Annotated in this window: 15 protein-coding genes and 1 pseudogene; 3 read left to right on the plus strand and 13 right to left on the minus strand. The window is 40.7% G+C overall.

The genetic code is table 11. The features are described 5' to 3' along the window. Positions 1-139 precede the first annotated feature (139 nt). The 5 genes from JMY00_RS11695 to JMY00_RS11715 form a co-directional block, all read right to left on the minus strand. A complete protein-coding gene (locus JMY00_RS11695; RefSeq protein ID WP_057758834.1) occupies positions 140-352 on the minus strand; it encodes a cold-shock protein in 213 nt (70 codons plus the stop codon). Positions 353-715: 363 nt separating this feature from the next. Then, positions 716-1,147 carry a hypothetical protein gene (locus JMY00_RS11700; protein ID WP_101204855.1) on the minus strand — a complete coding sequence of 144 codons (432 nt, stop codon included), beginning with the start codon at positions 1,145-1,147 and terminating at the stop codon, positions 716-718. 297 nt (positions 1,148-1,444) lie between these two features. Then, positions 1,445-2,461 carry a ketol-acid reductoisomerase gene (gene ilvC, locus JMY00_RS11705; protein ID WP_101204856.1) on the minus strand — a complete coding sequence of 339 codons (1,017 nt, stop codon included), beginning with the start codon at positions 2,459-2,461 and terminating at the stop codon, positions 1,445-1,447. A gap of 134 nt (positions 2,462-2,595) precedes the next feature. Next, the gene (gene ilvN / locus JMY00_RS11710; RefSeq protein WP_201580272.1) at positions 2,596-3,093 is read right to left on the minus strand and encodes an acetolactate synthase small subunit; all 498 of its coding nucleotides are present in this window, start codon (positions 3,091-3,093) and stop codon (positions 2,596-2,598) included. Then, positions 3,093-4,805, minus strand: a complete 1,713-nt coding sequence (locus tag JMY00_RS11715; protein ID WP_197411831.1) for an acetolactate synthase 3 large subunit — start codon at positions 4,803-4,805, stop codon at positions 3,093-3,095. The genes ilvN and JMY00_RS11715 overlap by 1 nt, the downstream gene beginning before the upstream one ends. A gap of 976 nt (positions 4,806-5,781) precedes the next feature. Here JMY00_RS11715 and JMY00_RS11720 point away from each other — a divergent pair. Next, the gene (locus JMY00_RS11720) at positions 5,782-6,279 is read left to right on the plus strand and encodes a DUF4124 domain-containing protein (protein ID WP_102092415.1); all 498 of its coding nucleotides are present in this window, start codon (positions 5,782-5,784) and stop codon (positions 6,277-6,279) included. 22 nt (positions 6,280-6,301) lie between these two features. Here the strand turns inward: JMY00_RS11720 and JMY00_RS11725 are convergent, their stop codons facing one another. Then, on the minus strand, positions 6,302-8,125 hold the full coding sequence (locus JMY00_RS11725) for an NAD(P)H-hydrate dehydratase (RefSeq protein WP_201580273.1): 1,824 nt from the start codon (positions 8,123-8,125) through the stop codon (positions 6,302-6,304). A 245-nt stretch (positions 8,126-8,370) separates the two neighbouring features. Between JMY00_RS11725 and queG the strand changes: the two genes are divergently transcribed. Next, positions 8,371-9,528, plus strand: coding sequence for a tRNA epoxyqueuosine(34) reductase QueG (gene queG / locus JMY00_RS11730; RefSeq protein WP_201580274.1), 1,158 nt, complete (start codon positions 8,371-8,373; stop codon positions 9,526-9,528). A 160-nt stretch (positions 9,529-9,688) separates the two neighbouring features. Here the strand turns inward: queG and lysM are convergent, their stop codons facing one another. The 6 genes from lysM to JMY00_RS11760 all read right to left on the minus strand — a co-directional run bounded on the left by lysM (position 9,689) and on the right by JMY00_RS11760 (position 14,201). Beyond that, positions 9,689-10,198 (minus strand): peptidoglycan-binding protein LysM, encoded by a 510-nt coding sequence (gene lysM, locus JMY00_RS11735; RefSeq protein ID WP_057758817.1) that lies wholly within the window; start codon positions 10,196-10,198, stop codon positions 9,689-9,691. A gap of 282 nt (positions 10,199-10,480) precedes the next feature. Then, complete coding sequence (gene acpP / locus JMY00_RS11740; RefSeq protein ID WP_057758815.1) at positions 10,481-10,717, minus strand: acyl carrier protein; 237 nt, start codon at positions 10,715-10,717, stop codon at positions 10,481-10,483. 270 nt (positions 10,718-10,987) lie between these two features. Continuing rightward, on the minus strand, positions 10,988-11,716 hold the full coding sequence (gene fabG / locus JMY00_RS11745) for a 3-oxoacyl-ACP reductase FabG (RefSeq protein WP_057758813.1): 729 nt from the start codon (positions 11,714-11,716) through the stop codon (positions 10,988-10,990). After that, entirely contained in the window at positions 11,713-12,681 is a 969-nt protein-coding gene (gene fabD, locus JMY00_RS11750; protein ID WP_191114795.1) for an ACP S-malonyltransferase, read from the minus strand. Before fabD ends, fabG begins: the two co-directional genes overlap by 4 nt. A gap of 425 nt (positions 12,682-13,106) precedes the next feature. Further along, positions 13,107-13,289: a 50S ribosomal protein L32 gene (gene rpmF / locus JMY00_RS11755; RefSeq protein WP_057758809.1), complete on the minus strand. Its 183-nt coding sequence runs from the start codon at positions 13,287-13,289 to the stop codon at positions 13,107-13,109. A gap of 318 nt (positions 13,290-13,607) precedes the next feature. After that, positions 13,608-14,201, minus strand: a complete 594-nt coding sequence (locus JMY00_RS11760) for a YceD family protein (RefSeq protein WP_102077932.1) — start codon at positions 14,199-14,201, stop codon at positions 13,608-13,610. A 424-nt stretch (positions 14,202-14,625) separates the two neighbouring features. Here JMY00_RS11760 and JMY00_RS13740 point away from each other — a divergent pair. Then, positions 14,626-14,781, plus strand: a pseudogene (locus tag JMY00_RS13740) (elongation factor P hydroxylase); the annotation flags it as partial. 781 nt (positions 14,782-15,562) lie between these two features. Here the strand turns inward: JMY00_RS13740 and JMY00_RS11770 are convergent. Further along, on the minus strand, positions 15,563-15,811 hold the full coding sequence (locus JMY00_RS11770) for an antitoxin VbhA family protein (protein WP_057758803.1): 249 nt from the start codon (positions 15,809-15,811) through the stop codon (positions 15,563-15,565). Positions 15,812-15,822: the final 11 nt, after the last annotated feature.

A 15,822-nucleotide genomic window follows, 5' to 3' on the forward strand; every position in this document is an offset into this window, starting at 1 on the left:
GCAACCTGATAAGAGGTTGCTTTTTTTTAAAGTCGATACAGTATTTTTATTGTTTTAACAAACAAAGTAATCAATGCATATTGATAATCTTATTGTCATTAAGTTTACTGACAAGCAGTTAACCTAATAATAAATGAGATTAGATAGCTTCGATTTGCTCAGCTTGTGGGCCTTTTTTGCCATCACCTAAGATGAAAGACACTTTTTGGCCTTCGGCTAGAGTTTTGAAACCGTTACCTTGGATAGCGCTGTAGTGAGCGAATACGTCTTGTCCGCCGTTGTCTTGAGCGATAAAACCAAAACCTTTAGCTTCATTAAACCACTTTACAGTGCCTTCAACTTTATCTGACATAAATTTTCCTGACTCTTTAACTGTTGGCGAGACTTGTGTCATCACCGATTAATTGATATATACCCTAATATTTTCTGCTAAATGCGGCGGCCAAAAATACTAAACAATCTTAAAGAAAACTTGAATTTTTTGCCTCAAATATTTTGAGTACCGTCTGATTATAACAGTTTTCTATGGTAGGAACAGTCTAAATTGCTGATTTTTGTAAATAAATACTAACCATTGTTGCAAGCGAACATCGATAGTAATCAGTTTCATATCTTATTGATATAAAATAGTTTTTATTTATAGATATACTACAACTTCATCAGTAAATCACTAATTAACTAAGTCGACATAGATGATAGCAGGTTGGAATATTAGTTACTGCAATGGTGATGTCGGTAGCCATGCTGAACTCAATACGAGCAAACATAACGCAAAAAACACCAATGAAAATGACTGACTGTAGGCAATATATTTTGCTGGAATGACCAAATCTTTAGGAGAGTCAGGAATGCCTTTGCGCTTAAGTAGCTTGGTACCATATATCCAACCAAAGGTCGTGTATATGCCATATGCAGCAGGCACTGCGATAGCTAACGGGGTCAAATCAATAACGTATAAAATCACCACTGATATGAAGAACCATAGAGTATCTAACAATGAACTGACTTTAAAAAATTTAGATTGAGGCAGTTTACCATCGGTCTGTTTGAGCATCTCCCCTTCTATCCAAATTAAAACTGCTACCACAGCGCTAAGAGTAATATATACGAATTGCGGCGTTAGCCAGTCTGAATAAGATATTTGCACAGCATACAACCTATTATCTATAGAAAGTGAGAATGAAGCATTCACCCGATTCAATTACTTAGAAACGGATTGGAACAATGACGGATGTTAATCGCAAAGGCACTTTGGCCAATGTTAAGGTGCCTGCTTATATTGGGTAGCAATTACTGGTTTTCAACCGATAACCCTGATTCAAATAAAAGCGAAAAGCATCTATCAAATACTTTGCATAAAAAAACCCATGCTATCAAGTGATAACATGGGCTATTTAATCTAAATCAGATTTTTATCTGAATAAGACTTTCATTTGTATAAAACTTAGTTTTTGTCTTTATCGATGATTTTGTTACCACCAATCCACGGCATCATGCCACGTAGCTTAGCACCAGTGATTTCGATTTGATGATCAGCGTTGTTACGACGACGCGCAGTCATTGATGGATAATTGGTTGCGCCTTCAGAGATGAACATCTTCGCGTATTCACCAGACTGGATGCGTTTTAGTGCATTACGCATAGCTTCACGTGACTGCTCATTGATAACTTCAGGGCCAGTAACATATTCGCCGTATTCAGCGTTGTTACTGATTGAGTAGTTCATGTCAGCGATGCCGCCTTCATACATCAAGTCAACGATAAGCTTTAGCTCATGTAGACATTCGAAATAAGCCATTTCTGGTGCATAGCCCGCTTCTGTTAGTGTCTCAAAGCCCATTTTAACTAGCTCTACTGCGCCACCACAAAGAACCGCTTGCTCACCGAATAGATCCGTTTCAGTCTCATCTTTGAACGTTGTTTCGATGATGCCTGAACGACCACCACCAACGCCTGCAGCATACGATAATGCTAACTGTTTGGCTTGACCAGAAGCGTCTTGATAGATAGCGATAAGATCAGGGATACCGCCGCCTTTAGCGAACTCTGAACGTACAGTATGACCTGGTGCTTTTGGTGCAACCATGATGACATCAAGATCACCACGTGGGACAACTTGGTTGTAATGGATTGCGAAACCGTGAGCAAAAGCTAATGTCGCGCCTTCTTTAATGTTTGGCTCGATCACATCATTATAAAGCTCTTTTTGGAACTCATCAGGCGTCAAAATCATGATAACGTCAGCAGCTTTTACCGCTTCTTCTACTTCAGCGACTTTTAGACCAGCATTTTCAGCTTTTTTCCATGAGCTTGAGTTTGCACGTAGACCAACAGTTACATCGACGTCTGAATCTTGTAGGTTAAGCGCGTGTGCATGGCCTTGTGAACCGTAACCGATAATGGCAACTTTTTTACCTTGGATAATAGATAGGTCACAATCTTTGTCATAATAAACGTTCATAAATAGAGTCCTTGTTCTCAATCATGGCTTGCCATGGATAGTAAACGCTTATGCTGTAGTCAATATAATAACTAAGATAAGCGCTTTGTTGATTAGATAAATAAATATTGGTTTAAACTGGTTTTGATAAATAATTAAATGCTTAGTGTTTTTTCACCGCGGGCAATACCGATAACACCTGAGCGAACCACTTCCATAATGCGCTCACGGCCAATCACATCGATAAAACCATCAAGTTTGGCTTTGTCACCCACGATTTGAATCGTATATAAGTTCGAATTTACATCGACGATTTGTGCGCGGAAAATGTCTGCGCTACGTTTAATCTCTTCACGCACACTGCCTGTTGCGCGGACTTTGATAAGCATCAATTCACGCTCAACGTGTACGTTCTCCGTCAGGTTAAGCACTTTAACCACTTCAATCAATTTATGCAATTGTTTGGTGATCTGCTCAATTCTTTCAGGCGACGTAATGGTCGTAACCGTTAGACGTGAAATACTTGGATCATCAGTAGGCGCGACGTTCAAAGTTTCGATATTGTAGCCACGTTGTGAGAACAAGCCGACTAACCGCGACAACGAACCCGCTTCGTTTTCCATCAATACCGAAATCAGATGTTGTTGTTGCATTAGGTACGCTCCCCTTTTGTTAACCACATATCACGCATGGCCTGTCCAGCGATTTGCATTGGATATACATGCTCATTACGATCGACGTAAACATCGATAAATACCAGTTTATCTTTCATAGCCATTGCTTCAGCCAATTGTGCTTCCATGGTCGCAGGGTCAGTAATTTTGATACCGACATGACCATAGCTTTCAGCCAATTTGACAAAATCTGGTAAGGAGTTCATATAAGACTGGGCATGACGACCTTCATACAGCATATCTTGCCACTGCTTCACCATACCTAGCTGCGCATTGTTAATGTTCAGAATTTTAACTGGTAAGTTATATTGCAAGCAGGTTGATAGCTCTTGGATATTCATCTGAATAGAGCCTTCACCCGTGATACAAACCACATCACGCTCAGGATTGGCAAGTTTGGCAGCCATTGCATACGGCAGACCAACCCCCATGGTACCAAGACCACCTGAATTCAGCCATTGACGTGGCTCATTGTAAGTATAGTAAAGTGCCGCAAACATCTGATGCTGACCAACGTCACTTGTGATAATAGCGTTGCTGTTAGTCACTTTATCTAGAGCTTGTACGACACTTTGTGGCTTAATACCATTATCTGTGCTGGTGTCATAACGTAAGCCATGACGCTTACGCCACTCATTAATTTGTGACCACCAATCGAGCAATGCGTGCTGCTCTAACTGCTTGTCTTGACCAACAATCTCTAGCATGTCCGTTAAGACCGACTTCACATCGCCTACGATAGGAATGTGCGCAAGAATCGTTTTTGAGATCGAAGCAGGATCGATATCGATATGAATGATGGTTGCGTTAGGGCAGAATTTTTTAACGTTGTTGGTCACACGATCATCAAAACGCGCGCCGACAGCTAAAATCACATCAGCGTGATGCATACTCATATTGGCTTCGTAAGTACCATGCATGCCAAGCATACCTAAAAACTGACGATCAGAGCCAGGGAATGTACCAAGACCCATCAAGGTGTTGGTCACCGGTAAATTCAGACGATGCGCAAGATCTGTTAACTCTTCGTGCGCATTGCTCCAAATCACACCGCCGCCTGCATATACAACAGGACGCTGCGCTGCTAATAGCGTTTCAATGGCTTTTTTGATTTGACCGCTATGGCCTTTGAGTGATGGCTGATACGAGCGTATAAACACTTCTTCTGGATATTCGTAAGCGAATTTTTCGCTAGGCGCAGTCATGTCTTTTGGCACATCAATGACGACAGGGCCTGGGCGACCAGTCTGGGCAATATAAAATGCCTTTTTTACAATCATTGGAATTTCGCTAGCATGGCGTACTTGGAAGCTATGCTTAACGATAGGACGTGATACGCCTACCATATCTGTTTCTTGGAAAGCATCTTCACCGATTAGGCTGCTTGGCACTTGACCTGCGATTACCACCATTGGTACAGAGTCCATAAAGGCAGTAGCAATAGCTGTCACAGTATTGGTCGCACCAGGGCCTGATGTGGCCAACACGACGCCAGTATTACCAGTCACTCGAGAATAAGCATCGGCCATGTGGCCCGCTGCTTGCTCGTGACGTACCAAGATGTGCTCAATATTTTCTTGCTGAAACAGCGCATCATAAATGTGTAAGACCGCGCCACCTGGATAGCCAAAGATGTATTCGACACCTTCGTCAGTCAGTGCTTGCACCAGCATTTCAGCGCCCGATAGCATCACAGGCTGTGCGCTACCTTCTGCAAGACATTGTTGCTTTTGTTCAAAATTTTTGGCGGCATTACCCGTTTGGGTATGTCCCGTCATGTTCGGACTTTGCGTGGTTTGCGTCACTGTCATCACCTTTTTTTGCGGCGAGAATTTGCGGGATTCTATGAGTAAAAATAATTACTTACCGTCATTATTTTTACTTACTGAATGATCGCTAATTCTTGTCCATATCAAGAATATCTGCCTAATAGGTTTAATCAAAACTGTCTCATAGGACAATACTAATCAAACATAGCAGTGTATTTTAGGTCAGCTTTGTGATGGATGTTTATCGATATACAGTGACAAGATGCGAGTGCATCTATAAAAGAAGACGCTTATTATTGAGATTCGATAATAGCAAGTACCTATTGTGACTTTATTTGTACAGATGCATCGATATACACAAGCAAAAAAACTTCATAACCAATGCTAAATTATAAGATCTTTAGAACTTACAATCGGCTTTAGTGAAACCTCTTAACGGCGTACTATATCGCGTTTGATACAACTGCTAAAAACACATTTAGCACATTTCAAATAATAAGTTTATCTTAGTCATTGTAGACAGATAAGTCCGGAGACAATGTATCGCTATCAACAGTGGTCGTTATGCCACTATGCTTGCTATATCATTATCACAAAGGAAATAAAACTGCGTTTGCTACCGATAAGTAACTCGTCGTTTTCTTTCTCAAGTGCCACGGCAACATCGTAAAAGCCGCTCACTGACCAATCAACTGCTATTATATTCGATGGTTTACGAGTTATTGTCAAGAAAAACTTCTAAAGCCTATCCCAAACTATTAGTTATTAAATAATATACATTGATAAGTATTATTTGCTAGAATCGATAGTCGATACATTATTACTACCAATAAAACGTTCAAGTGTTATATTTACACCCATATACATTTGATTTTTATTAAATAAAAGGATTGCTACTATGGCATATGCGTCTAAGATAAATACCGCTGCCAAACTGTTGATGAGTACTGCGTGTATGCTAATGCTGTCCATGAATGCCAGTCAGGCTATTCAAGTTTATAAATCTATTGGGGCACATGGTGAAGTAAAATATAGCCAACATGCGCCGCAAGTCGGCAAAAATATTGAACTGATTGAGTTTCGTAGTGACGGCAGACAGAACAATGCAGGACAAATGGCAGGAAAAACAGATCCCAACCAGAGCAGCAATGCTCAAACGGCAGAAGAACAACGAGTAGCAGCACTTGAAGCACGTATTAAAGAACAAGAAGCTCAGGCTAATGCTCAGCGCTGCCAATCATTACGTAATAACTTGACCAACCTAAATGTAGGCGGACGTATCTATGAGATGGATGCTAACGGCAAACGCCAGTATCTAGATGGTCGTGAGATTGAGCTTAAGCGCGAGCGCGTACAGCAAGCGATTACTCAGTATTGCTCCAACCCTTCTACCTAGTCAAATCTCTTGAAAGCAAATATCAAACTATCATAAGCTGCATGACGTGACGAATGGCTGCTGGCATATCTTGAGCTTGTAGCCCTCTTTGCCCCACTAGCAATGTATTGGTGTTGTTATTCGCTTGACTCACCAATACATCTCCTGCAAACCCATGTATAAGAACCGCTTGATGTAAGCTACGTGCCTCTGCTGATAAGTCTTGCTGTGCCAATAGTCCCGCGGTCACCCCAGATAGTACATCGCCCATGCCAGCAGTGGCCATACCAGCATTACCAACATTACATACATATATTTTCTGTTTTCCTGCTATTTGCTCCAGCACCAATGAGCCTACCCCCTTTAGCACCCAGTCGCCACCATAAACATCAGCCAAATGTTTGATAGCGTTTAGCCTATCTCTTTCTACCTCGCTTATTTTTTGATCGAGTAATCTAGCCGCTTCGCCACTATGCGGCGTCAAGCAGACTCGATAATTGGCGCTATATTCTCGAAGCTCTTTTACCAGTGCATGATTGCACCTGTGCAGCGATGCCAAATGATAAAGTCCATCGGCATCAATCACGATTGATTTTTGCTGTGCTATGCCAGTCTGTATATAATCGATAAATAGTGCTTTTGCTTTTTCGTCACGGCCCAACCCCATGCCAATAGCCACGACGCTGGCTTGCTCAATCAGCGTCTTTACCCCCTCTACATCATGTAAGTTGATAGTCATCGCATCTGGCAATGAGGTTAGTAGGGCACCATGGAAGTCCTCATGACAGGCAACGGTTATCTTCCCCGCGCCCGTTGCCATCGCACTACTTGCAGAAAGTATCGCCGCACCGCCCATACCTTGAGAGCCATTGACACGATTGCCACCGATAATCAGCACATGTCCATAGCTACCCTTATAGCTGTTTTGGCGTCGCGGCTTCATACTGTGTGCCGCTGTCAATAAGGTGGCAACTGGCGTAAATGCTTGGCTAGCATTTTTTTCAGGTATCGTGTGATTGCTGGCTGTTTGCTGAAGCGCCATTTGATAAGGTATCAACGGTATATCGACTATATCTCCGCTATAGTCTGTACCATCTTTGGTATGTAGACCAAACTTGCGCGCAATCAAACATAGAGTCACGTCAGCTTGTATCGCTATACGTTCGAAAACTTCACCAGTAGAGGCCACTAACCCACTTGGAATATCAACTGCAATTGGTAGTGCGTTATTTTGCTGAGTAAGACTATTGAAGGTATTGATAGCTAATTCATAAATACCTTTTGGTGCACGATCTAAGCCAATACCAAATAATGCATCGATATAAATGTCAGCTGGCAAGTTTATTTTATCCGCATCATCGTGACTAACAATATCTTCAAATCGTTGATAGTGACAACTGCTAGCTAGAGCTATCTGTAATGCCTTTGTCGCGTCCGTTATATTTCCACTGTCACTGTCTCCATTGTTAGGATTTTTAGAAGTTACTGGTTGATCATCGATAACAAAATCATTTTCGCTAAAACCAACCGTCATTACTTCTACTTGCCAGCCAGCTTGCTGTAAATAATGAGCGATAAGCCAACCATCACCACCATTATTACCTTTCCCTACCCAGATACTTGCTCGACGTGGATGAGCACTACGGTGATAAACGTTAGTATTGGTAGAATGGCTGGCACTGACGGTTTTTCGCTCATAAATCTGCTCTATTTGCCGTGTCATTTGCCAAGCAGCTTGTTTCATCAAACCAAAACTGTCGTATCCCTCTGCAAACCAAGCCTGCTCCATCGCATAAACCTGCTCACTATTATATAGCGCAATAGGTTTTGTATTTTTTATAGGTGACAAATTGGTATTATTTCTCATAACTTATCCTTGGTGTTTCTACTCATTTTTTATTCTATTTAAATTTGATTGCTCATTTCTCATATCAGCTTAGCAAAAGCTTACCTCGACTTATGTATCAATATGAATGTGAGTTTATTTTCTTTTATACTTGCACTCATTGCTCACTGGCTTATCATAGCGGTATTTACATTATCTCTTATTGTCAGATATGAATAATCTGATTAAAACAAACGAGAAAACCATCTAATAAGCACCTACTCTCTATGCCTACTGATAAAAACAGAATTACCATTACCAATCCAACTGTATTTGCAACCACAGCTGATGTTAAGCAGTGGATTACAGCACAAGCACAGGCACTAGGATTTGCTGATTGTGGTTTTTTATCTGTGCATCATCCTTTGTTTACTCAGCAGATTGAACAACTACAGAAGTGGCTAGATAAAGGCTATGAGGGCCAGCTGCAGTTTATGCATAATAATCATGATCTGCGCGCTCATCCTGATCAGCTAGTCGAGGGCGCAAAGACCATCATCAGCGTACGTATGGATTATCTAACTCAATCACCGACGCCGCGTGCTGTCACTGATAGTGATCATCCCAATAAAGGCATCATCGCGCGTTATGCAAGAGGGCGCGACTACCATAAGACAATGCGTAGCCGTTTAAAGCAATTGGCTTTAAAGATAGAAACAATGCTCCCTGAATGGCAACATTTGGATATCGGTTCAGAAAAAGAATTTGTGTTTAGACCTTTTAGCGATTCGGCGCCTATCTTTGAGCGGCCGATTGCAGATGCAGCAGGTCTCGGTTGGACAGGTAAACATACATTACTTATAAATAAACAAGCTGGCTCATTTTTTGTGCTCGGTGAGCTATTTTTGAGCCTTGAGCTGCCCGATGACAAACCGGTCAAGGAGCATTGCGGTAGTTGTAGCGCTTGTATTGACATATGCCCTACTCAAGCAATTGTAGCACCCCATGAGCTCAACGCCTCTGCTTGTATCTCTTATTTGACTATCGAGCATGATGGTGTCATCGATACTAAATATCGACGCGCGATTGGCAATCGGGTCTTTGGCTGTGATGATTGCCAGTTAATCTGTCCATGGAATCGTTATGCCAATCTAACTACCGTTGATGACTTCGCACCAAGGCATGGATTAGACAATAGTAGCTTGATTGAACTATGGCAGTGGCAAGAAGCCGACTTTATGAAGAACACTCAAGGTAGCCCGCTAAGACGCACCGGCTATATGAATTTTTTACGTAATATCGCTATCGGACTTGGCAATGCTAATGCCAGCTTAGAAGTGGTCAAACAATTAAAATCTAAATTGACCTTACATAATGACATGCTAGATGAGCATATCGAATGGGCTCTAGCTGAGCAGCACAATAAGCTAGACTCGACTAATTAACCAATCACTTTATGACTATCAAATGTCACTGAAATAAAGTGTTTATTTGAAGTGTACAACATAAAAAAGCCTCTTAATAATAAGAGGCTTTTTTGATTAGAATGTTATATTTAAAATACTATCTTTCTGTACACTACCTTTCTATACGCTTCTTCTAGCATTACGGCTTAGGAATGCGTAATACTTGACCTGGATAGATTTTATCTGGATCAGATAACATTGGCTTGTTCGCTTCGAATATCTTCATATAATCGCCAGATGAGCCATAAACTTCTTTAGCAATCTTAGATAAGCTGTCACCAGACTTTACCGTATACATTGTAGATTCAGGTGCATCTTCTTCAATATCAATGTTATCAATAACTTTTGCAACGTTTTGCACGTTACCGATAGCGATAATTGCTTTTTCACGATCAGCTTGAGTTTTAGCGTTACCACTGATTTCTGCAGTATCTGTAGAACCATTATATTTAATTTTCAGGTTACTGATATTGAGGTTCTGCTGCTGAATACGGCGCAACAGAATATTAGCAACTGATTGTGCACTCGGTTCACTGCTTTGTACTGGTGTATTAGCATCTGCTTTCGTTTCTGTCTTAGCATCATGCTTTTCGTCATCACGGTTAAAAATCTTATCACCGATATCTTTTGCAAAGCTAAACATACCCATATATCTACTCCTTGAAATATTATTATTTGTCATTCTTCTAATAAAACACATAGTCAGACAATATACTAAATGTCTGACTGCCATCTTTTTCTACGACTTACTATTACAAGTATAGATAAAAGGAGTCGATGTGGATAGTAATAGTATGTTGAGTAATGTTGAATTGACGTAGTCAATGTTAAATTCGATTGCTGCATTTGAAAATAACAATCACGCGCCCATAAAAAAACCGCCTATCTAATCAGATAGGCGGCATTATAACTCTGCTAAATAAGTAGCAAATTATAGTTGGGCTTGTACGTAATCGATTGCTTTTTGAACAGTAGTCAATTCTGCAGAATCTTCATCAGGAATAGTGATACCAAAATCACTTTCAAATGACATAACCAATTCAACTAGGTCTAAAGAATCTGCACCTAGGTCTTCCATGAATGAAGCATCGTTGTTGATGTCTTCAACATTCATACCTAGTTGCTCAGCTACTGCTGCTTTTACTCTTAGCTCGATATCATTACTCATGTAGATCACTCCGTTATCATCTATTATTTTTAATAAACTGCTATATCGCCTTATTTAACGCTATAGCATGATATATAAAATGCGTTTGCCAGACCAGCAATGCTGTCTGAGTACTCTATGACATGTTATACAGTTTGTCTGATGTCTAATAAAGCCCTGCTATCATACAAGGCTTTGACTCAAAAGTATCCGTCATTATAGCACCCTTTATTATAGTTTACACTCGTTCACACAGTTTTTTATTATAACTATGTAACGCTCGTATATTGACTACATATACATGCCGCCATTGACAGGAATAACAGCGCCTGTGATATAGCTGGCCTCGTCGCTAGCCAAGAAATGTACCGCTGCAGCGATGTCCTCTGGCTGACCAAGACGGCTGATAGGCACAGCATCTAACATAGAGTTCAATAGGCGCTCATCAAGCTCATCTGTCATATCCGTTTCGATCAAACCTGGTGCAACGCAATTGATGGTCACTTGGCGTGAACCAATCTCACGTGCAAGCGTACGACTAAACCCTTCTACGCCAGCTTTGGTCGCCGCATAGTTAGATTGGCCCGCATTGCCCATTTGAGCGACGACAGAGGTAATGTTGATAATACGACCACGGCGTGCTTTCATCATACCGCGTACGGCACGTTTACTCATGCGATATACCGATGTCAAATTGGTATCGATGACATTTTCCCAATCTTCGTCTTTCATGCGCATCAGTAGGCCATCTTGAGTGATACCGGCATTGTTAACCAATACTTGTACAGCGCCATAGACGCTTTCGATCTCTTCAAACAGTTTGTCAATTTGAGCAGTATCACGTACGTCTAGAACACGACCAATACCACCAGTATCATGAAGGTAGTCATCGATAAGCTCAGCGCCCTTCTCAGTGGTCGCAGTTCCGATGACAAAATGTCCTTCTTTAGCAAAACGCTTGGCCACTGCCTTGCCGATACCTCGGCTAGCGCCAGTCACTAATGTAATCGTACGGCTCATGATAACACCTCCAATAATTTTTCTAGACGGGCAGGCTTGTCAGTAGGATAGCTGGCGATTGGCTGCGCCTGACGCTTCGCCAAATTGCTCAGTACATTACCACTGCCACATTCGATTAAGATATTGATTTGCTTGTCAGCCAGCTCTTGCATGGTCTTTGACCACAATACTGGCTCGCTCAGCTGTTCGGTCAATGCTTGCTTGATACCGACCGCACTGGTTTCGACGCGTGCATAGCGATTTTGTATAACAGGAATGGTTGCCTGATCAAACTTGATACCCGCTAGTATCTCAGCCAATGCATTGCTGGCAGGTTCCATAAGTGCGCAATGAGACGGCACACTCACTTTTAGAGGAACAGATTTTTTGCCCGTGTTTTTGACTTTATCAATAACAGCATTAACACCAGCAGCGTTACCCGAAATAACCACTTGTCCTGGACTATTGAAATTGGCTGCCCCAACAACGGCATCTTCGACGTGTTCGGTTGCTTGCTCACACAAGTTTTCAACTCGGTTGTCTTCTAGTCCTAATACTGCAGCCATAGCAGTATCAACCCCTACAACGGCCTCTTGCATCAACTGACCGCGCTTATGTACTAAAGTGACTGCATCACCCAGCGATATCACATTGGCAGCACACAGGGCACTGTACTCGCCTAGAGAGTGACCAGCTAAATAACAAGGCGTCTCTTCTATTTTTTGTTGTAGAACACGCCAAATAGCAATACTAGCGGTCAAAAGCGCAGGCTGAGTATATTGGGTCTGATTGAGTTTTTCTTCGTCCTGACAGATTGCCCACAAATCCTCACCAAGCGCATCACTCGCTTCGGTAAATGTATCGCGTATCTCTGGATAGATTTCGGCAAGCTCACTCGTCATCGCGACTGCTTGAGATCCTTGTCCAGGAAAAATGACCGCGATACGAGCGGGTTGCTTTTTTACCATATCGGGTACAGAAGCCATAACCAATATTCCTTATCTGATTAGAAATATCCCTAAAAACAATGGGGGGTATTATATTATGAGATGTTATACAAAGCCGCTACTTCAAGTATTTATGCAAGAAAACAGATTGTCAGTAAACTATACACTGACAGACACTATTATCATAGCGGATGCAAACCAAACAGCAAGAGTAACGCTGCCCAAATTAAAGGAGCAGATTATATCAGCACATTTTTAAATCTACTAAAAATAACAAGCGAATTAAGCAATAAGTCTAGTTATAAATAACAAAAAGCCAAGTTATCCAGCCACATAATATATGATAGCGAAATAACTTGGCTTTTTTTAGCTCAAAGCTTATTGACTAATAATAACTAGGCAAAAACAATAATAGTCACCAGTACTATTATCATCTTCGCCTAAGCTATCACAGAGCCAATGTCTTAGGCGTCTTGGCTGACTTTGAACAGTTGACGACCACGGTAGAAACCATCTTTAGTCATGTGATGACGACGATGTTTTTCACCAGTAGTAGCATCTACGCTTAGTTCAGCAATTTCCATACGGTGATGTGAACGGCGCATGTCACGACGAGAACGGCTTTTACGACTTTTTTGAACAGCCATGATATAGCTCCTATACTTAAAAGGGATAAGCTTGAAATTCAGCTTAAGTCGATACTGACAGAGGCTATATAATCACAACAACCTAAGTCTTAAGCATCATTAGTTAAATAGATTGCCACTCACATAAAGCACTGACCAAGGCTGAATTTTATAAAAAAATTACCCAGTCAGTTTCTATCAGCAAGCAACAGGTTGCTCGAATGCAATAAACCGGACATTATACGCATGTTTATTAAATTAATAAAGCCCTGCCTTGCACTCTTCTGTACAAAGCTGATAAAAGGTTTTTCAAATGCATCGAGTAGATAGTTTTGGTGCTTATAGTTTGCCTTTTAGCGAGGCTAAAGCAGCAAAAGGATTTTCACCTTCTTCTTCTTCTGGTATTTCACCAAACTGCTCAACAGACATTTCACAATCGTCATGCTTTGGTGCCATAGGCGTTTTGAGCAAGATTTCATCTTCTACCAATTTTTTAAATGGTAACAGACGCTCTGGAGATTGCTCGGTGACGATTTCATCCAGTAATAAATAATCTTGTTCATCTTTAACTAAACGAACCTGACTATCGTTTTCGAGTAGCGCGATGTCATAATCATCAGATAAGTCTATAGCGATTGGTTGTAAACAGCGCTGACAAGTTAACCAAACATCACCTGTCAAAGTAAATGCTAAATGCAAGACGTTGTTGCGACGATACAAGTTAGCGTTGAGCTGTATATCTGACTGCTCATGTTCAGTACTCAAAGTAGTAGCAAGGCGATCAAACGAGCTTGGTTTGACCTCTCCTGACCATTCATAACCAGTGTCTGCCCACTTATCTAAGGAGATGTGCTCAGGCATGCCAGTAGATACAGGCGCTTTTTTATTGTCAGCGTGAGGTGCTGACGGTTTAGTTTCTGGAGTGCTTGACATGCGCGGCCTCATTCATAAAAACGGTGTATAATATTGCCTGCCATACTAACGGAAAGTGCCATATTCTGCTAGCGCTAGTATGTTAAGATTTTTTGATAGTAAATTTGTTTAAGCTCTTTTACTACTTACCTTTTACCTAAAGTTTTTTGTCTTTAGTATTTATTAAGTCAATGTCTTCTCTATGAATCTATCCGATAATAAAATTAATTTTTCTGATTTACTTTCTCCTACTGAAGCAAGTTCGTTACTACAACAGCTTATTCAATTAAAGAGTCATACTGAAAAGCCATCTAGCAATATACTCTCTTATGATAAAAATGAGTATTTAAACGAATTAAGAAGTCAGTGGCAAGAGTTGTCTATTACTCAATTTGACAATACTCACACAGCAGAATTGATAATCGATAGCGAACGACTAGCTACCGACTGGCTCATACAGTTATTTAATACTTTATTCGCTGATCAGCAAGTTATATTGATTCGTAGTGATGGAGAACCCGAGTATTTTCCAGCTAAAAATGATAAACCTGCCAGAATTGAGTTCGCTCATGACTTTTTTGCCAGTGCTTTACATGAAATCCACACATCTCCTTATAGGTTGACATGCTAGAAACCTCTTATTCTAATAGTGTACATCGCTATATTATTTGTAGGCATCTAAATTAAAACTATCACTTCGGTGATTATTACAACCTATCAGAACAAATCACTTTTACCTATCCAAAAGATAATGGTCGTTCTATCAATTAGGTATCATAACAATTAAGTTTTTCAGGTATCTTTCACATCTTCAGAAGCATTCTTTCTAATATCATCCTATCTAAGCTATAAACGCGGACATGATGCGCTTCGCTACGTCTATCTATTAATGGTTACTTTTGATCAATCGTACCATCCTCTAATCCAGTAGATTTTATCTATGTCAGATAGGTAGAAGTAAAAGTAGTTTTCTGCTATTCATGTTTATCATTAACGTCTTTGCACATAGTATTGTCAGTTGCAAGATATCGAATCATATGAACACGGATATAATGATGGTAATATTAAAGCACGCGAGTGTAGATAGAAGCAGACCCAAGGATGTAATTCACCACGGTGATATTAGGTCTTAATGCTTATCTATTCACTAAGCGAATAAGCTGACTAGCTATAGCATTATTATGTTTGTGGGCAGAATAGTTATTCTTTATTTCGGAGATGGCTGGACGAGAGTTAGTGATACTGGACTAGTAATCTTACATAGGTGAAATGATTTGATAAATATGATTGAATAGCACAATTAATTATGTTTCATCTTTCGATACTGGCTGTGAAAAGCAATACTATAATAGCTTAGCAACGTCGGGCTCAAACTATAAGAGCTAATTATCTTCGAGCGCTATCTTAGTATAGTGAGCATGTAGCAAAGCTTTTACTTCCTTGCTAGTTGCAATTTTACCTTCCTCAAAGTCTTGAAAGATGTGCTGAGTATCTGGGTTAATAGGAATATTATCGACTGCGAAGCTGCCCAAAGTATCAAAGTTAATGCGGCGGCGCTTTTCTATTTCTTGTTTGCTAACGAGGATAGGACGATCATCGGTAATCGATGCTTCAAATTTAGAATCTTCCATACTAGCTCCTA

Source organism: Psychrobacter sp. Pi2-52, assembly GCF_904846705.1.
Classification (GTDB): domain Bacteria; phylum Pseudomonadota; class Gammaproteobacteria; order Pseudomonadales; family Moraxellaceae; genus Psychrobacter.